The sequence below is a fragment of the Tessaracoccus pujii genome (assembly GCF_054483895.1).
In genome coordinates this window covers 656,659-675,426 of the sequence record NZ_CM137012.1, presented here as the reverse complement: position 1 = coordinate 675,426, position 18,768 = coordinate 656,659, and the positions used below count along the sequence as shown (strand labels likewise).

The window sequence follows — 18,768 nt, the reverse complement described above, 5'->3', positions numbered from 1 at the left end:
ATGCCGCGACCTCTCGGACGACTGGTGTCATGCGACGACAGATTTCGCCTCCACGATTGAGGACCGGTTGGCGAACGCCCCTACGCGCAGCGTGCCCGCGTAGACTGAGACGATCCCCTGATCACCAGGAGCGCAATGAGGCAGCCGGAGCAGCGTGACCTTGCGTCGCTGGATACCCTCAGCCGCGTCGCCAACGACCTGGCGGGCGAGTTCCGGCTGGAGCCACTGCTGGAACTCATCCTGCGCAGTTCGGTCACGCTGTTGGGATGTGAGAGCGGCTCCCTCTGCCTTGTGGAGCCGCACACCCACACCTACCGCAAGCAGATCGACATGCAGGCGGGATGCCAGGCGGGGCGGGTGTTCCCGCTCGACGAGGGCGTGACGGGCGCCGTCGCTCGCGCGGGACGGCCGATCATCTTCCGCCACTACGCCGACGTACCCGGGGGCCACGTCTCCCCCGACAGCCCGCTGTACACCAGGGCGGTGATCGGCGTCCCCATCCGCCTCAAATCGGACCTGCTCGGCTCCCTCGTCGTCTTCGCCCCAGATGCTGAGCACTGCTTCGGCGAAGCCGACGCGCAGCTCCTGCAACGCTTCGCCACCCACGCGGCCATCGCCATGGCCAATGCCCGGCTGCACGCCGAGGCGGCGGACCGCGCGAAGGCGGCCGCGGTGTGGGCCGAGCGGGAGCGCTCGATGCTCGACGTCCACGACGCCCTCGGGCGCGGGCTCGCCACGGTGCTGCTGGAATTGGCCCACGCGGAAGAGCTGGCCCTCGCGGATCAACCGGTGGGCGCCGCCCTGAAGGCGGTGCGGCGAGAGGTGGAGTGGGTGCTGCGCGACGGTCGGCGCGCGGTCTGGGGGCTGCCGGATTCGTTCGACGGCCGCTCGGTCGAGGAGGCGTTGGCGCTGGAGCTGGAGTGGACCGAGGCTATCGCCGGGGTGGCGACGTCGTTCCGCACCTTCGGCGACCCGCAGCCGCTGCGCCCGGAGGTGGCCACTCAGCTGGTGCGGATCGTCAAGGAGAGCCTCACCAACGTCGCCCAGCACGCCGATGCGCGCACCGTCCGGCTCGGGCTGGTCTACCTGAGCGAGGGAGTGGCCGTGATCGTCGAGGACGACGGCCGGGGGTTCGACCTCAATGACCGCAGCGCCACCGGCATGGGCCTGTCCGGGCTGGCCTCCCGGGCCACCCAGATGGGCGGGCGCGTGCACCTGGACTCGACGCCCGGCTGGGGCACCCGCGTCCGGGCGGACCTGCCCTACCGCGCCACCCCCGAGGTAGCCGATGCCGCCAGGTTGCGGGTGGTGGTGGTCCATGACCAGCCGGCGCTCCGGGCCGGGGTCGTGCGGCTTCTGGACCTCGGCGAGCCCGGTGTTCAAGTGGTGGCGGAGATCGCCGAGTCCCGCGCCGCGGCGGATGCGGTGAGGTTGCTGGCACCCGACGTCGTGCTGGCCGGGAGCCGTGTCTGCCGCACCGACGGCGCGGGGCTGATCACGGAGCTGCGCCAGGTGGACCCCGAACTTCCGGTGGTGGTGCTGCTCGACGACGACGGAGACCAGGCAATGCGCGAGTTCAGCGCCGTCGGGGTGAAGTGCATAGTGCCTCGCGACGCGGACGGCACCGCGCTGGGCAGGGCCGTCGTGGCCGCCGCGCAGGGCGACGTGCTGGTGTTCAGCGGCATCCTCGAGCAACTGGACCAGCGGCCCACTCCGGCGAGGCCCAACCACCTGACCGCGCGGGAGCACGAGATGTTGGAGTTGCTGCGCGAAGGTCTCGCGGACAAGCAGATCGCCACTCGGCTGCAGATCTCGGTGAAGACCGTGGAGAAACACGTCGGTTCGGTGCTGCGCAAGAACGGCGTGCACAGCCGCACCGAGCTGCTGGTGCAGGCCTGACCCCACCAGGCCCCCCATACAGGGGTGGGGGAATTCCCCATATCGCCTAGCCGCGCCGCTGCCTAGGGTGGAAGGACCGCAGGTTCTACCCAGGAGCAACGATGCCCACCACTCCTCTACCGGAGATCCTCGCGCCGGCCTTCAAGGAGCGCTACGGCGTGCCCGCCATCAACGTGTTCAACGAGCTGAGCATGGCCAGCGTGCTGGCCGGTGCGGTGGAAGCGCGTTCCCCGCTGATCGTGCAGACGTCGGTCAAGACGGTCAAACAGGTCGGCGCGCCGGTGTTGTTCGCGATCTGGGAGTCGCTGACCAGGAACATCGACATCCCGGTGGCGCTGCACCTGGACCACTGCCCGGACCGCGCGGTGATCACCGAGTGCCTGGAGACGGGCTGGGACGCGGTGCTGTTCGACGCGCACGAGTTGCCGGTGGAGGAGAACCAGCGCCAGACGATCGAGGTGGTGGCCGAGGCGCGGCGCCACGGGGCCGCCGTCGAAGGCGAGATCGAGGCCATCATGGGCGTCGAGGACGGGCTCGGCAGCGACGCCCCCAGCGAACGTCAGACCCTTGACGTGCAGTTGCGCTACCTCGAGGCGACGGGCGTGGACGTGTTCGCGCCCGCGCTGGGGAATGCGCACGGCGCCTACAAGACGGCCCCGGTCCTGGACTTCGAACGCGTCAGCGCCATCGTCGAAGCCCACCCGGTGCCGATCGCGCTGCACGGCGGCAGCGGGCTCTCCGATGATCAGTTCCGGGAGATGATCGCGCGCGGGTGCGCGAAGGTGAACATCTCCACCGCTCTGAAGCAGGCCTTCATGAAGTCCGGCCTGGAGTACCTGAAGGAGTGCGAGAGCAAGGACAAGTGGGAACCCGTCAAGCTGTTCGACGTGCAGGCCGACGCCATGCGCAGGCTCGCCATCGACATGGCCACCATCTTCGGAAGCGCAGGGAAGGCCTGAGCGATGACCGCCCTCATCTTCGACTGCGACGGCGTGCTCGCCGACACCGAGCGCGACGGCCACCTACCCGCGTTCAACCAGACCTTCCGGGAGTTCGGCCTCCCGATCACCTGGTCCCAGGAGCGTTACGGCGAACTCCTCGAGATCGGCGGCGGCAAGGAACGCATGGCCAGCGAGATCACCCCCGAGTTCGCCGCGGAACACGGCCGCGCTGACGAGGAGGCCCGCGCTGAGCTGATCGGTCAGCTCCACAAGCGCAAGTCGGCCCTCTTCCAGGAACGGGCGCGCGCGGGTGAGCTGCCCGCCCGGCCCGGGATCCACCGCATCATCACGGAAGCCCTCGCCGAGGGCTGGACGGTCGCCGTCGCCTCCACCTCCGCGGAGCCGTCGGTGCGTGCCGTGCTGGAGCACGCCGTCGGCGCGGAGGCAGCTGCGAAGTGTCACGTCTTTGCCGGCGACATCGTCGCTCACAAGAAGCCGGCGCCGGACATCTACCTGAAGGTCCTCGATGACCTGGGGCTTGACCCGGCCGACTGCCTGGTGGTCGAGGACAGCGGCATCGGCTGCGCGTCGGCCCTCGCCGCCGGCCTCACCACGTTGGTCACCGTCAGCACCTACACCCACAACGACGACTTCACCGGAGCGGTCCGCGTGGTGGAGCACCTTGGGGATCCGGGTAACCCGGTCCCCTCCACCGACTTGGCGGGCGATCTCGGGGGGCGCATCGTCGAGCTCTCCGACATCGTCCGCCTCATCCCCACCACCGAGAAGGAGTAGCAATGCCGGGAAACATCGCCGACGTCGAACGCGTCGTCCACACACTCGCGGAAGCCATCTGTGAGAACGAGAAGTACTTCGGTGAACTGGACGCGGTCGTCGGCGACGGCGACTTCGGCTACTCACTGGCCCGCGGATTCGAGATCGTCCTGGAGAAGTGGGACGAGTTCGACCGCACCGACCCCGGAGTGCTCATCACCAAGGTCGCGATGGCATTCTCGGCGCGTGTCGGGGGCACCTCCGGGCCGATCTGGGGTACCGCCTTCCTCCGGATGGGAAGCGCACTCAAGGGCTCCGACGAGTTCACCGCCGCCGACGTGGTGCGCGGGCTGCGCGCCGCCGTCGAAGGGATCAAGGCCAGAGGCCACGCCGAGCTCGGGGAGAAGACCCTCCTCGACGCTCTGTGCCCCGCGATCGACACGTTGGAGGCCGAGATCGAGAAGGGGTCCACGGCCGCCGCGGCGATGCGAGCCTTCGCCGACACCGCACGACGCGAGGCCGAGGCCACCGCGCAACTGCAGGCCCGCCGTGGCCGCGCCAGCTACACCGGCGAACGCAGCATCGGATCGGTGGATGCGGGGGCGATGGCTATCGCCGTCCTCGCCGAGCGGCTCGCCGACACCTGGCCCACCGACTGACCCAGAACCCACACCACCACCAGCAGCCACCAGCAAAGGGGAGACAATGAAGAAGTTCGTCAACGATCCGAAGCAGTTCGTTCCCGAGATGCTCAAGGGAATCGCGCTCGCCAACCCGGACACGATCAAGTACGTACCCGAGTACAACCTGATCATGCGCGCTGATGCGCCCAACAACAACAAGGTCAGCATCGTCCAGGGCTCCGGCTCCGGCCACGAGCCCGCACACGTGATGGTGGTGGGCAAGGGAATGCTCGACGCCGCGTGCCCCGGTGACGTGTTCTCCGCCCCACCGGCGGACTACGTCTACGAGACCGCCAAGCTCGTCGCCTCTGACAAGGGCGTCCTGCTGCTGGTCAACAACTACACCGGTGACCGGATGGCGTTCGAGATGGCCCAGGAAATGGCCGAGGCCGACGGCGTGACCTGCGACACCCTGTTCATCGACGACGACGTCGCCGTGCAGGACTCGCTCTACACCGTCGGACGCCGCGGCGTGGCCGGCAACTTCTTCGTCATGAAGGCGTGCGGCGCGCTGGCCGAGGAGGGCGCGAGCCTGGCCGAGGTCAAGGCGATCGGCGAGAAGGTCAACTCCGTGGCACGCACCATGGGCGTGGCGCTCACCGCGTGCACCCCGCCGGCCAAGGGTGAGCCGCTCTTCCAGCTCGGAGACGACGAGATGGAACTCGGCGTCGGCATCCACGGCGAGCCGGGCCGTCGTCGCGCGAAGATGGTCTCTGCCGATGAGATCGTCGAGGAGATGCTGGATGCGATCGTGCCCGACCTGCCCTACGAGTCCGGCGACCGCGTCGCGTTGATGGTCAACGGCCTGGGCGGCACCCCGATCAGCGAGCTGTACCTGCTCTACGGCATCGCCGCGGAGAAGCTCCAGGCCAAGGGCTTGACCATTGCCCGCAGCTACGTCGGCGAGTACTGCACCTCGCTGGAGATGGCCGGCGCATCGATCACCCTGGTGAAGCTCGACGATGAGATCGAGCGCCTGCTCGAGGCACCAGCGGAGATTGTGAACCGCATCTTCTGATCCCCTCGGCTCAGCGCCTCTACCCGCCGCTCGTTCCTCGCGGGCTGCCCAGCAAGGCAGCCACGCGAGGAACGGGCGTCCCGACGTCGCCATCTCCTCACAGAACAGGAGCACCACCATGACTGCCCCGGCCATCGGGAGGCCATCACTGAGGTCGACGCTGGAGGCGCTGGGGGCACCTCCGGTGCGGGGGGAGGATGAGTACGTCGCACGCGTGGCGCGCATGCCCATCGATGCGGCGCTGTACCGCGAACTCGCCGGCACGGTCAATCACGTGGGCGTCACCGACGAGTTCCGGGCCGTGGTGGACCACTTCGGGACCCCCGCTGGACACACGCCCGCAGGCTTCCGGGTGGAGTTGGAGCGGCACGCCGCCGGCGTCCTGCGGGCGGACCTGGTCCGCGACATCTCGCGAGACGTCGACGGCGTCCCGCGCCCGACGAAGGTCCTGCTCTCCGCCGACACGGCCAACCCCTACGAGCTGGCGCCGATCGCCCCTCTGGTGGCCAACCTCACCTGCAACCCCGGCATCATCTACGACCTGTTCATCAACAACGAATCGGCCAACGTCGGACACAAGTTCCACACGCGCGACGAGGTGATGGGCGAACTCGGCAGGATCCTCGGCCCCGGCGCCGACATCAGCGTGGAGCTGAACAATCCCTTCGATCCCGATTTCGAACGGGTGTTGGCGGAGGCCGAGGCGATGCGGGAGGTCCTGTCACGCTGGCGGGTGGTCATCAAGGTCCCGCACACCGGCCCGGTCAACGGGGCCAACGTCGAGCAACTTCTGGGTGGTTCGACGAGGCTCACCCAGCGCTGGTGGGAGCCCGCTACCAGGGATGCCTTCCTAGGTCACGATCTGGCGCTCAGGCTCCGCGACCACGGCTTCCGGGTGAACTTCACGCTCATGTTCGAACCCCATCAGGCCCTGCTCGCCTTGCAGGCGAAGCCGGCGTTCATCAATTCCTTCGTGCGCCACCGGCTGATTCAGACGCAGCGGATGGCGGCCCTGCTGGAGGAGCACTCCAACTCCGGCGACGAGTCGATACTGGAGCAGCTCCGCGACTACATGATCGCCAGCGACATGCTCGCCGAGGGGGACGACGGGTTCGAACTGTCGACGGTGCGGGAACGCGCCGAGTGGCTCGTCCGTTACCGCCGCTACCGCGAGCCTGAGGGCTCCGACGGCCTGGACTGTGTCCGACACAACCTGCGGGTGCTGCGCGCTGCCAACCTGCCTGAGACCAGGCTGATCATCTGCTCGATGGAGGGCGATTCGATGTACCCCGACATTGACCGCCTGCTCACCGAACCGGAGTTCACCGACATGACCGGGCAGGTGGTGGTCACTGCGGAGCCCCGCTACCTCGCCCGCTTCGCCTCCGCGAGCCTGGTGGTCAGCTACCAGCGCCGCTTCATGAAGGCCGCCCGAAGCGCGCCCACCGGTTGACCCGACGCGACGCGGGCCGCCGGCCTCCACCAGCGGCCGAGGCCCTGCGCGTTGCGGTCTGGTCTGACGTTGCCGGGTGCGAAGGTGTCGGTGCTACTCATCGTGGGGGGCGCGGGAGTCCAGGAGTCGCGGCTCGCAGCCACCTCGGCGATTGGCGGACGCCCCCGTCGCCACCGACCTATGATCGGAGGCACACGACCGAGCATGGCGGTGATTGCTGTGAAGACGATGACACGGCTGACGGAGGCCTACAGGGACGCCCGCGTCGAGCTCATCGACGACACCTCCCGCTACGTCATCATGAGCGACTGCCATCGCGGGGACGGCTCCAAGTCCGACGAGTTCCTCAAGAACAAGAACTCGTTCACGGCCGCGATGAACTACTACTGGAAGAACGGCTTCACCTACGTGGAGGCCGGCGACGGCGACGAGCTCTGGGAGCACGACTACAAGCACATCATCAGGGCCAACCGCGCCGTGTGGGAGCAGCTGCTCCAGTTCCACCACGCGGGCAGACTGATCCGGATGTGGGGCAACCATGACCTGGTCTTGAGAGAGCCCGGGTACGTCCGTGAGCACCTGTGGACCGCGAAGGACGCGGTGACCGGCGAGATCGAGCCGTTCTTCCACGGATTGGAGGCGGTGGAGGCGGTCGTGTTCCGGCACCGGAAGACCGGGCAGGACATCCTGCTCGTGCACGGGCACCAGGGCGACTTCCCCAACGACCAGGCCTGGAGGTTCAGCCGGTTCATGATGCGCGCGTTCTGGAGGTATGCGCACGCGTTCGGGTTCCACAGCCCCACGAGCCCCGTGGCCAACTCCGACAAGCGGCACAAGGTGGAGCGCAACTACGTGAAGTGGATCCGCAACAACGGCATCGCACTGATCTGCGGCCACACCCACCGCGAGAAGTTCCCGCGCGCCAACCAGATGCCCTACTTCAACTCCGGCAGCTGCGTCTACCCGTCGCACATCACCGCACTGGAGATCGAGAACGGCTCCATCTCTCTCGTCCGATGGCGCGTGGACCCCAACGAGGACGCGATCCTGCAGGTCACCCGCCGAGTGATGGCGGGACCGGAGCCGCTGTCCACATACGATCTTCGCCGCTCGTCGACGAGCCACTGACCCGGTACTTATTCGCTACGCGCTCGACTGCTCCGACGGCACGGCTTGATACCGAACGTCGCCGACCACGAGAACGTTTAGTTCTATTCGCCGCGGCAACCGCTGAACAAGGTGCCTGGAGGCTCGACTTTGTTTAGTTCATTTTGCTGTTCATTCGAGTGAACAAAGTCAGGAGAGACGATGGCCCGAGGACGCCCTTCCCGGGCCACGGTCCATGCCCGGCTCGACAGCCAACTTGCCGAGCTACGCACCAGACTCGGAGGGCTCCCCTCTCCCGAGGAGTCCGCGTACGCGTGGACCGACATCTGGCACCTGGAAGCCCACCACTCCACAGCCTTGGAAGGCAACACCCTGGTCCTGCGCGAGGTGGATTCCCAACGTGGCCGGGCCCGCGAAGCTCGTCCCCATTGCGGCCCTCGTCGACGCCGACCTCAGCCTCGTCGCGATCCGAGCGGCCGCCCAACGCGGACGACTCGTTGCCCACCAACGCAGCGACGGGCTATGGCTCAGCTCCGCAGGGAGTGGACACCTACAAGGAATCACGCCACCGCGGAGCGCGCCCTACCACCGACTGAGCGCACCAGCCGAGTGTTAGGGTCCGAGGATGGTCGACCACGCCACGCCGAACCTCCCGTCGCGCAGCTTCGCCGCGACGGTCACGTTCTACTCACGGCTCGGGTTCTCGGTCGCCTTCCAGGACTCGGGCTGGCTGATGCTTCAGCGAGGCGGGGTCACTCTCGAGTTCTTCCCTCACGCGGATCTGGATCCGGCGACGTCGTCCTTCGGAGCGTGCCTCCGCCTGGACGACGTGGACGCCTTCCATGCCGAGTGCCGGACCGCCGGCATTCCCGAGTCGACGATGGGCTGGCCGCGCGTGCACGGGCCCAGACTTGAGCCATCCGGCATGAGGATCGGCGCCCTGCTCGACCCCGACGGCTCACTGCTCCGGCTGGTCCAGAACCCTGACACACGAAAGGAAGCCACCCCATGAAGTTCACCCACAGCGGCGGCCAGACAACGCAAGGACCGGCGGACTGGTTCACCGGCACCGTGTTCCTCGACGCCATCCGCACCCCGGACGAGCAGTCCGCCGTCGGCTCGGCGCACGTGAGGTTCACCCCGGGCGCGAGGACGGCCTGGCACAAGCACCCGAAGGGACAGACCCTCTACGTCACCGACGGCATCGGGTTCGTCGCCCGGCGTGGCGGCGAGGTGCAGGAGATCCGCCCCGGCGACGTGGTCTACATCGAGCCGAACGAGGAGCATTGGCACGGCGCCACCGCCGACCGGTTCATGGCGCATGTCGCCATCCACGAGGCCGACGACCAGGGCGAGGTCGTCACCTGGCTCGAGCACGTCATCGACGACGAGTACCGCGCCTGACAGGATGGTGAGCCCCATGGAAATGCAGGACTTCCGCCTCCTTCTCGGAAGTGGGCGGGGCTGACTTGCAGCTGTGAGGACGCGAGGGTCGCGGGTGACTCATGACGGCCAGGGCAGAAGGTGCGTGAGCGTTCGCACGGCTCCGCGGGGCGCTAGGAGGTCTGCGTTGACGCGGCCACGTCGACCAGCCGGCCGGCGACACCCCGAGGGGCCGGCCCACCCATCCACACGGCGCGCAGTTCCCGCTCGATGGATCCACCCTCGACGGGGACAGCGAGCACCCGGCCGTCCATGAGCGCACCGCGGACGGCGTGGTTGCTCAACACGGCCGGGCCCAGCCCTGCGGCCACGGCGGCGACGATGGCGGCGTTGCTCGACAACTGCGCCACTGGGGTGGCCCGCGCTGCCACACCTGCGGACGCGGCGGCCCGGTCGAGGAAGCGACGCGTCCCTGAGCCGGGCTCCCGTTCGACGAGTGCTGTGCCGGCCAGCTCCTCCAGCGTCACGGCACCGCGACGCTCGGCCCACGCATGCTCGGGAGGGATGATCACGACGAGGCGGTCGCGGCCCACCAGCCGGCTGGACACATCCTCAGGCACATCCGGCGACTCGATGAACCCGACGGCCACCCGCGCGTGCCGCACCGCCTCGATCACCGCGTCGGAGTTGAGGATCTCCAGGGAGACGGCGGCCTCAGGGTGGCTGCGCCGCAGCGCCGCCAGCCACACGGGCGCGAGGTACTCCGCGATCGTCATGCTCGCCGCCACCGTCACCGCTCCCCCGGCGGTGGCCGTCACCGCGCCGGCGCCCGCCATCAGCCGGTCCATGGCCTCGACCACCTCCCGCGCCCAGCCCACCACCAGCGCCCCCTCGGGAGTGACGTCGGAGCCGGCGGCGCTGCGCCGCACGACGGCGAACCCGAGCCGTCGCTCCAGCCCGGCCAGGGCGCGGCTCGCGTTGGATTGCGCCATGCCGATCTCCCGGGCGGCGGCGCCCAGCGACCCCTGCTCGGCGACGGCGACCAGCAGCCGCAGGGCAGGGAGGCCGGGCTCGTCGGGCGTTATGGCGGTCATATCGCGATCATATGGGTTGCTGTCCCGATCGGGTTACCGTCACGGGTTCCCGACGGCGCACCGTAGAGGGGTGAACTCCCTCCGCACCGTCGCCCCCGGCCTTGCCGCCTGCCTGGTGGCCGCCGTCGCGTCGGTCGCTGTGGGCTGCGTGGTGCCGCTCGCCAGCCCGCTGCTGGTGGCGATCCTCGCCGGCGTGGCCTGGCGGTCGGCGCGCGGCACGACGGCGGGGTGGGCCCCGGGTGTCGCGGTGGCCGGCCGGCAACTGCTGCGGGTTGGGATCGTGCTGCTGGGGCTGCAGGTGTCGCTGGTGACGGTGGCCGGGCTCGGGCCCGCAACCCTGGCCCTCGTCGCGACGGCGGTCGGCGTCACCTTCGCCGCGACCGCCTGGCTGGGGCGACGCCTCGGGCTGGGCGCCGAGCAGTCGCTGCTGGTGGCCGCGGGGTTCTCGATCTGCGGCGCCGCGGCGGTCGCGGCCGCCGAGGGGGTGACCGACGCCGACGAGGAGGAGGTGGCCACGGCCGTGGCGCTGGTGGTGGTGTTCGGCACCGGGATGATCGTGGCGCTGCCTCTCCTCGTCGTCCTCCTCGGCCTGACGCCGACCGCCGCGGGACTGTGGATCGGCGCCTCCACGCACGAGGTGGCCCAGGTGGTGGCGGCCGCGGGCCTGGTCGGGGCCGAAGCCCTGGCTGTGGCGGTCACGGTCAAACTGGCCCGGGTGGCGCTGCTGGCCCCGGTGATGGGGGTGCTCGCCGTCCGGGAGCGACGGCGCGTCCGTGCGCTGCCCGGCGGTGGGGCGCGGGATGTGCGGCTGCCGCCGGTGGTACCGGTGTTCGTCGTCGGCTTCCTGGTCGCGATGGCCGCGCGGACGACGGGGCTGATCCCGGAGCCTGCGCTCGCGGGCCTGGGGCACGTTCAGCAGCTGCTGCTGGCCGCGGCGATGTTCGCGCTCGGGCTCGGCGTGGACCTGCGGGCCCTGGCGACGGTCGGACGCACACCGCTGGTGCTGGGCGCCGCCGCGACCCTCCTCATCGGCGCCATCGGCCTCGCGGGAGCGGTCGCGCTCGGCTAGGGACGCCGTCGACGATCAGGCACCCCGCCCTCGTGGGCCTCCCGCACCGCGGCCGCCCTGTCCTCTCGCGCTGACTGAGAGTAGCGTTGAAGGATGAGTCAATCGTCCCCCGCGCTGCCAGCCCGATCCGGCTGGAAGCGCGCGCTGGGGATCCTTGGGATCGTGCTTCATGTCGTTGTGGGCTACTTCTATGTGGCGGCGGGGCTCGTCACGCCCGCACCTTGGCTGGTTGGCTTCCTCATCCTCTGGGTGGTGCTCCTGGTCGTCGCCATTTCCCTCGTGCGCCGGCACCCGTTGTGGGTGCTGGTGGTGCCCGTTCTGGCGCTTGGTCTCCTGGTGGGTGGAGTCTCGCTCGGCGAAGCCCTGCTCGGTTGGACCGCCTAGTGTCGACACCCTGAGCCATCCCTGATCTCCATCGGCGCCATCGATATCGAAGCCAGAGACCCGGCTGCGCTGGCAGCGTTCTGGGGGGCCGTCACCGGCGCCACCCCGTCCCCGGGGCGCGGACGGCGGGCCAGTCGCCGTCGGTGATCGAGTACTGCGCGGTGTCGATCACTTCGCCGCTGCGCAGGATCCGGTCCCTGGGACTCGCCGGCGCGGTCGCGATCAGCTGGTGGTCACGATCGGCGCTGTCGCCGGTGAGAGCTTCAACGCACCGAGCCAGGCCGCAGCCGCCCCCATCGCCGCCAGAGCGGGAATGAGCAGGAACGCGGTGTGCACGCCCGCGGCGTCGGCGAGCACGCCGAGTATGAACGGCACCACGCCGACGGCGACGCCGAGCGCCACCATGACCAGCCCTTGGGCTGCATCCTTGGACCCGCGCGCGGTGGAGAGCATGATGCTGGACGCAAAGGGGTACAGCAGGCCGCAGCCCATCCCCGACACCGCAAGCCCCAGGATCGCAACCGGCGGCACCGTGGCCAGCCACAGCGCCAGCCAGCCGACGGCGGTGACGCCGAAGGCCACAACCACGAGCCGGCTCGGTGGGTAACGGGCCGTGAACCACCACGAGATCAGCCGCGAGGTCGCCATGCCCCCGATGAAGGCGGCCACCGCGGCCGCGGCCACGGCCGTCCCCGCGCCGGTGCGCTCGGTCATCAGAGGGAGCGCCCAGAACGTTGTGGCGTTCTCGATGGCCACCCCCATCAGCATGGCCAGCAGGAACCACCAGCCAGCGGCGGGCAGCTGGTCCAATGAACGCCCCAGGACCCCAATCCTCTCGGCGCCGCGAGGAGGATCGGCACTGGTCGGCCCGGACTGACCACGTGGCGTCATCGCACGCGACGCCGGCATCCGCAGCCAGACGACGGCCATGACCACACTCATCGGCACCGTCACCAGGACCACGGGGCGCCAGCCGAACCCCGCCGCCACACCGGCGCCGATCGCCACGGGGCCCAGTAGACCCACCAGCGTCCCCAGCCCGTTAGCGGTGGTGACGGCGTCCGCCGGCTTGAGCCAGTGATAGAGGACGAGCCCGGCCTGGGCCGCCGCGATGGCCATGTTGCCTCCGAGGGCGAGCACCACCGCCGCGGTCATCGTCTCAGGCAGGGACGACAGCACCGTCAACCCAACAGCGCCGGCCGCGACCAGGCCCGCCCCGAGCAGGAGGGCCCCGCGTCGGCCGAGCGCCTGGACGACGGGGGCCAGGACCCCGCCCGCCAGCGCCGTCCCGATCGCCAGCGCGGTCCCATGCAGACCGATTTCCGCCGCGCTGAAGCCCAGCTCGCCGCCCAGAATCTGGATCACCGGGCCGAACGTGTAGAGCAGCCAGCCCCACAGCACGAAAGCCCCGTAGAGACCGACGCTGAAACCGTCGAACCGGGCCGGCGCAGACGGGTCGTCGCGAGGGGTCGACACATCGTCTGGGGAGGTCACTGTCGCAGTGTAGAGACCTCGACACCAGACCCGCCTCGCGGGCCGGTGGTCGGCGTAGGTGAGCGGCGCCGACATCGTCGGCGTCGTGGGCTCGCGGAATATGCCGAGAGCCACCGAGTTGCCACTGATAGCCGATCAATGAAGGGTGCGCAGGTGTCTGGATACGAGCGCGAGCAGATCAACAAGCGGAACGTGCAGGAGTTCTACGACCTCATGTTCAACCAGTGCCGGCCGGCCGAGGCGATCCAGCGCTACGCCGGCGACACCTACACCCAACACAATCCCCATGTCGGCGACGGCAAGGAGGCCTTCGTCGAGTACTTCGAGCGGATGGGCGCCCAATACCCCGGCAAGAGGGTCGAGTTCGTTCGTGCGATCGCCGAGGACGACTACGTCGTGCTGCACTGCCGCCAGACCTGGCCGGGCGACCACGACTACGCCGGGATCGACATCTTCCGCCTCGACGCGAACGGAAAGGTCGTCGAGCATTGGGACGTGCTGCAGGTGGTGCCCGACCATTCGGCGAACGCCAACGGCATGTTCTGAGCTCACAGCGGGGGCTGGGTGGAAACTGGTGTCATGGCGACGCGGATGAGTCAGTTGTGGTGGAGCGCGATCGGAGACCTGCGCATCCATCCGGTCCGGAAGTGGATCCGAGCCACCGTCGGGGCCCAGACCGTCGTCGACACCCGCCGGGCCCTCCTGGTCTGGGAGCCGCGGCGTGCGGTGGGGTCGTACGCCGTTCCTGAGGATGACGTCGTCGGGCACCTCGTCGCGGTGGAGACCATGGGAGCGCTCGAGCGGCCGGTGTCGCTGGAGGACGGCCCACCCGTCGTCGATCCGAACACCCCGTTCACCGCGCACACGGCGCCTGGCACTCCCCTGACGATCCAGACGCCCCACGCCAGCCTGACAGCTGCGGCCTTCAGGCCTGACGATCCGGACCTGGCCGGGTACGTCGTCCTGGACTGGAACGCATTCACCCAGTGGTACGAAGAGGACGAGCCTGTCATGGGTCACCCGCACGACCCCTTCGACCGGATCGACTGCCTTCGTTCGAGCCGCCGCGTGCACATCGCACACGCCGGCATCAGCCTCGCCTCCACCAACCGGCCCATCCTGCTCTTGGAGACACACCTTCCGCCGCGCTTCTACGTTCCGCGCGAGGACGTCGCGATGAATCTCCTCGAGCCTTCCGAGACGCGCACCATCTGCGCCTATAAGGGTCGCGCGTCGTACTGGTCCGCCCGGGTCGGGGACACCCTGTTGCCTGACATTGCGTGGTCCTACGAGGATCCGCTCCACGACGGGGAACCTGTTCGGAACCTCATCGCCTTCTTCACCGAGCGACTCGACCTCACCCTCGATGGCGAGAGCCAGCCTCGGCCGCGCACCCCCTGGTCTAGCGCGGGCCCACCCCCGGCCACCCCGCCAGGGCAGTGAACATGGGGCTGAAGTAGGGAACCAGCCAGACAGCGGGCAGGCGGCGGTGGTGAGTGCCCGCAACGGCGACTTCGTGGTGTGCGCCGTGAACGGGGCCCAGTGCGCGGACCTGCCCTCCCACCGTGGACAGCACGAAGGCCGAGCATTGAATCAACGCTCGGCCTTCGCAAATGGTTCGGGGGAGGACGGCTCCCGGACTCGTGTGGCTCTGAGACCTACCCGTCCGTCTCGGCGGGCGTCGGCGATGATCGTCGGCAATGCATCTGGAAACCACTCGACCGCTTGTTCCATCGTGGCTCTTCTCTGTGGGTTCGGCTTCCGATGGCTTCTGCGTACCCACCATTACACGCTTCTTGCGGCACCTGCGCAAGGCCCATATCAGAAGAATCTCGTAAGAATTTCTCACAATGCCCGGCGCGTGGCTGCTCAGGATGATCCTCGACGGCGACTGGCACGGTGTGGTCGTCACCAGCGCCGGGGGTGACCTGCAACTTCCTACGCATACAGCGGTATCTGTGCATATACGCAGAAGCCGCTCTATAGGTAGAAAGTTGCTGAGGCGAGGCCGACACCACGTCGGCCAAGGGCACGCGACGGTGTACTCACCGGCAGAGCCATCGGCCTGCAACACACGGCAGCGTCGGGTTGCGGGCCGCTCAAGCGCACCTGCAGCGTCAGTGAGATGCCGCCGAGGCAGAGAGGCGCGCAGCGCCCAGCCAGGCGCTGCGCGGCCGCGATGACCATGTTGCAGCCCGATCTCGGCCGCACCGAAGCGGCCTCCGCACCCAGGAGCCGGATCACCGCGCCGAACGCGTAGAGCAACCATCCCCACAGCAGGAACGCGCCGTACATCCCGCGGCCGAAGCGGTCGAAGCGGCGCGGGGCCGACGCGTCATCGCGGGTATTCAGCGCACCGTCAGGGGAGGTCACAGTCGAAGTGCAGGGACGTCCCCTCGCCCCATTGACGACGCGCGTCCCATGGGCGGCCGATGACCCACCACCCTGCCTGCGCGGCCGGACGTGACCTGCATCGTCCTACGCAGAGAGCGGCATCTGCGAATATTCACAGATGCCGCTCTCCAGGAAGAAAGTTGCAGAGGTCGGCGACACAGTCGCCTCAGCTCGGGCTCAGGCGACCGTGTCGGCCGTCCGCACCGGCAGCGTCTTCGGCTTGAACGACGGCCGCGTCGCCTCGTAGGCGGAGATCGAGTCCGCCTGCATCAGGGTCAGCGAGATGTCGTCGAGGCCGTTGAGGAGGCGGTGCTTGGTGTACTCGTCCATCTCGAAGCTCACCACCACGTCGCCGCGGGTGATCGTCTGGCTCGGGAGGTCCACCGTGGTGGGCACGTTCGGGTCCGCGTCGATGGCGTCCCAGAGCCGGTCCACGTCGGCTTCGGAGATCTGCGCCACCAGCAGGCCGGCCTTGCCGGAGTTGGAGCGGAAGATGTCGCCGAAGCGGCTGCCGACGACCACCTTGAAGCCGTAGTTCTGCAGCGCCCACACCGCGTGCTCGCGCGACGAGCCGGTGCCGAAGTCGGGGCCGGGGATCAGGATGGTGCCGGTCTTGAACGGCTCCTTGTTGAGCACGAACTCGGGGTCGTTGCGCCAGGCGGCGAACAGCCCGTCCTCGAAGCCGGTGCGGGTGATCCGCTTGAGGTACACCGCCGGGATGATCTGGTCGGTGTCGACGTTGGAGCGGCGCAGCGGGACGGCCACGCCGGTGTGGTTGACGAAGGGTTCCATGATCAGCGTCCAATCAGGTCGGCGGGAGCGGCCAGGTGGCCGACGATGGCGGTGGCGGCGGCAACTGGCGGCGACACCAGGTGAGTGCGGCCACCCTTGCCCTGGCGGCCCTCGAAGTTGCGGTTCGACGTCGACGCCGCCCGCTCCCCCGGCGCCAGCTGGTCCGGGTTCATGCCCAGGCACATCGAGCAGCCGGCGGCACGCCACTCGGCCCCGAAGTCCAGGAAGATCTTGTCCAGGCCCTCGGACTCGGCCTGCAGGCGCACCCGGGCCGAGCCGGGCACCACGAGCATGCGCACGCCGTCGGCGATGTGCTGGCCCTCCAGGATGGATGCGGCCAGGCGCAGGTCCTCGATCCGGCCGTTGGTGCAGGAGCCCAGGAACACGGTGTCGACGGTGATGTCGCGCATCGCCGTGCCGGGGGTCAGCGCCATGTACTCCAGCGCGCGCTTGGCGGTGGCCTGCTCCACCTCGGACTCGAAGTCCTCAGGCGCCGGCACCACGCCGGCCAGCGGCACGCCGTGGCCGGGGTTGGTACCCCATGTGACGAAGGGTGAGAGCAGGGTGGCGTCGATGTCCACCTCGACGTCGAAGGTGGCGTCGTCGTCGGTGCGCAGCGTCTTCCAGTACTCGACGGCGGCGTCCCAGTCCTCGCCCTCGGGCGCGTGCGGGCGGCCCTTGAGGTAGGCGAACGTGGTCTCGTCGGGGGCCATCATGCCCGCCTTGGCGCCCCACTCGATCGACATGTTGCAAATCGTCATGCGGCCCTCCATCGAGAGCGCCTCGACGGTGGAGCCGCGGTACTCGACGATGTAGCCCTGGCCGCCGCCGGTGCCCACCTTGGCGATGAGCGCCAGCACGACGTCCTTGGCGGTGACGCCGTCGGGCAGCTCGCCGTTGATGTTGACCGCCATGGTCTTGGGCTTCTTCTGCGGCAGCGTCTGGGTGGCCAGCACGTGCTCCACCTCGGAGGTGCCGATGCCGAAGGCCAGCGCGCCGAACGCGCCGTGGGTGGAGGTGTGCGAGTCGCCGCAGACGATGGTCATGCCCGGCTGGGTGACCCCCAGCTGGGGGCCGATGATGTGCACGACGCCCTGGTCGCGGTCACCCAGCGAGTGGATGCGGATGCCGAACTCGGCCGCGTTCTTGCGCAGCGTGTCCACCTGCGTGCGCGACACCGGGTCTGCGATCGGCAGGTTGATGTTGAGGGTGGGCGTGTTGTGGTCCTCGGTGGCCAGGGTGAGGTCCGGGCGGCGGACGGGGCGGCCGGCCAGGCGCAGCCCGTCGAACGCCTGCGGGCTCGTCACCTCATGGACGAGGTGCAGGTCGATGTAGAGCAGGTCAGGCTCCCCCTCCACCGCGCGGACGACGTGTGCGTCCCAGACCTTTTCGCTCAGGGTCTTGCCCATGGTTCCTCTTCTCAGGCGAACAGCGTGCAGAAATTCTGGGCCCAAGTATGTCCGATGCATTCAGGCCCGCCGGGTTGCGTGTCCACATAGTGGATTGATAATCTCACCATATGGACGACACAAGTGGAGTTGGCGTGCTCGACAAGGCCGCCTCGGTACTGGCGGCGCTCGAGCGCAATCCCCTGACCCTCGCGGGCCTGGTCACGGCCACCGGGCTGGCGCGCCCGACGGCCCACCGGCTCGCGGTGGCACTCGAACATCACCGCCTCGTCGGACGGGACCTTCAGGGGCGTTTCGTGCTGGGGCCACGCCTGATCGAGCTCGCGGAATCCGCGGGCGAGGATCCCCTGCTGTCCACCGCCGGCCCCATCCTCACCAGGCTGCGCGACATCACCGGCGAGTCGGTCCAGATGTTCCGGCGCCAAGGCGACACCCGCATCTGCGTGGCCTCCGTCGAACGGCCCACCGGGCTCCGCGACACCGTGCCCGTGGGTTCCCAGCTGCCGATGACGGCCGGCTCCGCGGCGCAGGTGCTCCTGGCGTGGGAGGAGCCGGACAAGCTGGAGAAGCTGCTGGAGGGCGCGTCGTTCACCATGTCCACCCTGCAGGGGGTGCGACGGCGCGGCTGGGCCCAGTCCGTGGCCGAGCGGGAGGCGGGCGTAGCGTCCGTGTCGGCCCCCGTGCTGGCGCCGTCGGGCAAGCTGATTGCGGCGGTGTCCGTCTCCGGCCCCATCGAGCGGCTGACCCGCTCCCCCGGCCGCCTCCACGCCCCAGCGGTGCTCGCCGCGGCGGAGCGGCTCAGTGAAGTGCTGCGACGCAGCGGGGCACCCGAGTAGCGGCAGCGGCCGAGAACGACGAAGTCCCCCAGCCGTTT

General features: G+C 69.1%; 19 protein-coding genes. 14 read left to right on the top strand and 5 right to left on the bottom strand.

Annotated elements, in window-relative coordinates; genetic code table 11:
• Positions 1-135 precede the first annotated feature (135 nt).
• The 9 genes from ACX1D0_RS03230 (at position 136) to ACX1D0_RS03190 (ending at position 9,279) form a co-directional block, all read left to right on the top strand.
• Positions 136-1,899, top strand: a complete 1,764-nt coding sequence (locus ACX1D0_RS03230; RefSeq protein ID WP_459019463.1) for a hybrid sensor histidine kinase/response regulator — start codon at positions 136-138, stop codon at positions 1,897-1,899.
• A 101-nt stretch (positions 1,900-2,000) separates the two neighbouring features.
• Positions 2,001-2,858, top strand: coding sequence for a class II fructose-bisphosphate aldolase (locus ACX1D0_RS03225; protein ID WP_459019462.1), 858 nt, complete (start codon positions 2,001-2,003; stop codon positions 2,856-2,858).
• A gap of 3 nt (positions 2,859-2,861) precedes the next feature.
• Positions 2,862-3,635, top strand: a complete 774-nt coding sequence (locus ACX1D0_RS03220) for an HAD-IA family hydrolase (protein ID WP_459019461.1) — start codon at positions 2,862-2,864, stop codon at positions 3,633-3,635.
• Positions 3,636-3,637: 2 nt separating this feature from the next.
• Positions 3,638-4,273 carry a dihydroxyacetone kinase subunit DhaL gene (dhaL, locus tag ACX1D0_RS03215; protein ID WP_459019460.1) on the top strand — a complete coding sequence of 212 codons (636 nt, stop codon included), beginning with the start codon at positions 3,638-3,640 and terminating at the stop codon, positions 4,271-4,273.
• Between the two features lie 46 nt (positions 4,274-4,319).
• Positions 4,320-5,315: a dihydroxyacetone kinase subunit DhaK gene (gene dhaK / locus ACX1D0_RS03210; RefSeq protein WP_459019459.1), complete on the top strand. Its 996-nt coding sequence runs from the start codon at positions 4,320-4,322 to the stop codon at positions 5,313-5,315.
• A 118-nt stretch (positions 5,316-5,433) separates the two neighbouring features.
• Positions 5,434-6,768: a transaldolase family protein gene (locus ACX1D0_RS03205; RefSeq protein ID WP_459019458.1), complete on the top strand. Its 1,335-nt coding sequence runs from the start codon at positions 5,434-5,436 to the stop codon at positions 6,766-6,768.
• A 219-nt stretch (positions 6,769-6,987) separates the two neighbouring features.
• Entirely contained in the window at positions 6,988-7,896 is a 909-nt protein-coding gene (locus ACX1D0_RS03200) for a metallophosphoesterase family protein (RefSeq protein ID WP_459019457.1), read from the top strand.
• Positions 7,897-8,500: 604 nt separating this feature from the next.
• Positions 8,501-8,887, top strand: coding sequence for a bleomycin resistance protein (locus ACX1D0_RS03195; protein WP_459019456.1), 387 nt, complete (start codon positions 8,501-8,503; stop codon positions 8,885-8,887).
• Positions 8,884-9,279, top strand: a complete 396-nt coding sequence (locus ACX1D0_RS03190; RefSeq protein ID WP_459019455.1) for a (R)-mandelonitrile lyase — start codon at positions 8,884-8,886, stop codon at positions 9,277-9,279. The genes ACX1D0_RS03195 and ACX1D0_RS03190 overlap by 4 nt, the downstream gene beginning before the upstream one ends.
• A gap of 152 nt (positions 9,280-9,431) precedes the next feature.
• On the opposite strand, the gene ACX1D0_RS03185 is transcribed toward ACX1D0_RS03190, so the two are convergent.
• Entirely contained in the window at positions 9,432-10,352 is a 921-nt protein-coding gene (locus ACX1D0_RS03185; RefSeq protein WP_459019454.1) for a LysR family transcriptional regulator, read from the bottom strand.
• Between the two features lie 70 nt (positions 10,353-10,422).
• Here ACX1D0_RS03185 and ACX1D0_RS03180 point away from each other — a divergent pair, with 70 nt between their 5' ends.
• Entirely contained in the window at positions 10,423-11,421 is a 999-nt protein-coding gene (locus ACX1D0_RS03180) for a YeiH family protein (protein ID WP_459019453.1), read from the top strand.
• A gap of 93 nt (positions 11,422-11,514) precedes the next feature.
• Complete coding sequence (locus tag ACX1D0_RS03175) at positions 11,515-11,805, top strand: hypothetical protein (RefSeq protein ID WP_459019452.1); 291 nt, start codon at positions 11,515-11,517, stop codon at positions 11,803-11,805.
• Positions 11,806-12,027: 222 nt separating this feature from the next.
• On the opposite strand, the gene ACX1D0_RS03170 is transcribed toward ACX1D0_RS03175, so the two are convergent.
• On the bottom strand, positions 12,028-13,299 hold the full coding sequence (locus ACX1D0_RS03170) for an MFS transporter (RefSeq protein WP_459019451.1): 1,272 nt from the start codon (positions 13,297-13,299) through the stop codon (positions 12,028-12,030).
• Between the two features lie 138 nt (positions 13,300-13,437).
• Between ACX1D0_RS03170 and ACX1D0_RS03165 the strand changes: the two genes are divergently transcribed.
• Both ACX1D0_RS03165 and ACX1D0_RS03160 read left to right on the top strand, forming a co-directional pair.
• The gene (locus tag ACX1D0_RS03165; RefSeq protein WP_459019450.1) at positions 13,438-13,845 is read left to right on the top strand and encodes a nuclear transport factor 2 family protein; all 408 of its coding nucleotides are present in this window, start codon (positions 13,438-13,440) and stop codon (positions 13,843-13,845) included.
• Positions 13,846-13,890: 45 nt separating this feature from the next.
• Entirely contained in the window at positions 13,891-14,742 is an 852-nt protein-coding gene (locus ACX1D0_RS03160; RefSeq protein WP_459019449.1) for a DUF427 domain-containing protein, read from the top strand.
• 537 nt (positions 14,743-15,279) lie between these two features.
• Here the strand turns inward: ACX1D0_RS03160 and ACX1D0_RS03155 are convergent.
• The 3 genes from ACX1D0_RS03155 to leuC form a co-directional block, all read right to left on the bottom strand.
• On the bottom strand, positions 15,280-15,672 hold the full coding sequence (locus ACX1D0_RS03155) for a hypothetical protein (protein ID WP_459019448.1): 393 nt from the start codon (positions 15,670-15,672) through the stop codon (positions 15,280-15,282).
• Positions 15,673-15,870: 198 nt separating this feature from the next.
• Positions 15,871-16,485: a 3-isopropylmalate dehydratase small subunit gene (gene leuD / locus ACX1D0_RS03150; protein ID WP_459019447.1), complete on the bottom strand. Its 615-nt coding sequence runs from the start codon at positions 16,483-16,485 to the stop codon at positions 15,871-15,873.
• Between the two features lie 2 nt (positions 16,486-16,487).
• Positions 16,488-17,894, bottom strand: coding sequence for a 3-isopropylmalate dehydratase large subunit (gene leuC, locus ACX1D0_RS03145; protein ID WP_459019446.1), 1,407 nt, complete (start codon positions 17,892-17,894; stop codon positions 16,488-16,490).
• A 110-nt stretch (positions 17,895-18,004) separates the two neighbouring features.
• On the opposite strand from leuC, the gene ACX1D0_RS03140 reads away from it, so the two are divergent.
• A complete protein-coding gene (locus ACX1D0_RS03140; RefSeq protein WP_459019445.1) occupies positions 18,005-18,730 on the top strand; it encodes an IclR family transcriptional regulator in 726 nt (241 codons plus the stop codon).
• The last annotated feature ends 38 nt before the right edge of the window (positions 18,731-18,768 follow it).

Bases quoted from the DNA above. Each gene is read 5' to 3' on its own strand.
- ACX1D0_RS03230 (WP_459019463.1), top strand. From the start codon at position 136: ATGAGGCAGCCGGAGCAGCGTGACCTTGCGTCGCTGGATACCCTCAGC.
- ACX1D0_RS03225 (WP_459019462.1), top strand. From the start codon at position 2,001: ATGCCCACCACTCCTCTACCGGAGATCCTCGCGCCGGCCTTCAAGGAG.
- ACX1D0_RS03220 (WP_459019461.1), top strand. From the start codon at position 2,862: ATGACCGCCCTCATCTTCGACTGCGACGGCGTGCTCGCCGACACCGAG.
- dhaL (WP_459019460.1), top strand. From the start codon at position 3,638: ATGCCGGGAAACATCGCCGACGTCGAACGCGTCGTCCACACACTCGCG.
- dhaK (WP_459019459.1), top strand. From the start codon at position 4,320: ATGAAGAAGTTCGTCAACGATCCGAAGCAGTTCGTTCCCGAGATGCTC.
- ACX1D0_RS03205 (WP_459019458.1), top strand. From the start codon at position 5,434: ATGACTGCCCCGGCCATCGGGAGGCCATCACTGAGGTCGACGCTGGAG.
- ACX1D0_RS03195 (WP_459019456.1), top strand. From the start codon at position 8,501: ATGGTCGACCACGCCACGCCGAACCTCCCGTCGCGCAGCTTCGCCGCG.
- ACX1D0_RS03190 (WP_459019455.1), top strand. From the start codon at position 8,884: ATGAAGTTCACCCACAGCGGCGGCCAGACAACGCAAGGACCGGCGGAC.
- ACX1D0_RS03185 (WP_459019454.1), bottom strand. From the start codon at position 10,352: ATGACCGCCATAACGCCCGACGAGCCCGGCCTCCCTGCCCTGCGGCTG.
- ACX1D0_RS03175 (WP_459019452.1), top strand. From the start codon at position 11,515: ATGAGTCAATCGTCCCCCGCGCTGCCAGCCCGATCCGGCTGGAAGCGC.
- ACX1D0_RS03165 (WP_459019450.1), top strand. From the start codon at position 13,438: ATGAAGGGTGCGCAGGTGTCTGGATACGAGCGCGAGCAGATCAACAAG.
- ACX1D0_RS03160 (WP_459019449.1), top strand. From the start codon at position 13,891: ATGAGTCAGTTGTGGTGGAGCGCGATCGGAGACCTGCGCATCCATCCG.
- leuD (WP_459019447.1), bottom strand. From the start codon at position 16,485: ATGGAACCCTTCGTCAACCACACCGGCGTGGCCGTCCCGCTGCGCCGC.
- leuC (WP_459019446.1), bottom strand. From the start codon at position 17,894: ATGGGCAAGACCCTGAGCGAAAAGGTCTGGGACGCACACGTCGTCCGC.
- ACX1D0_RS03140 (WP_459019445.1), top strand. From the start codon at position 18,005: ATGGACGACACAAGTGGAGTTGGCGTGCTCGACAAGGCCGCCTCGGTA.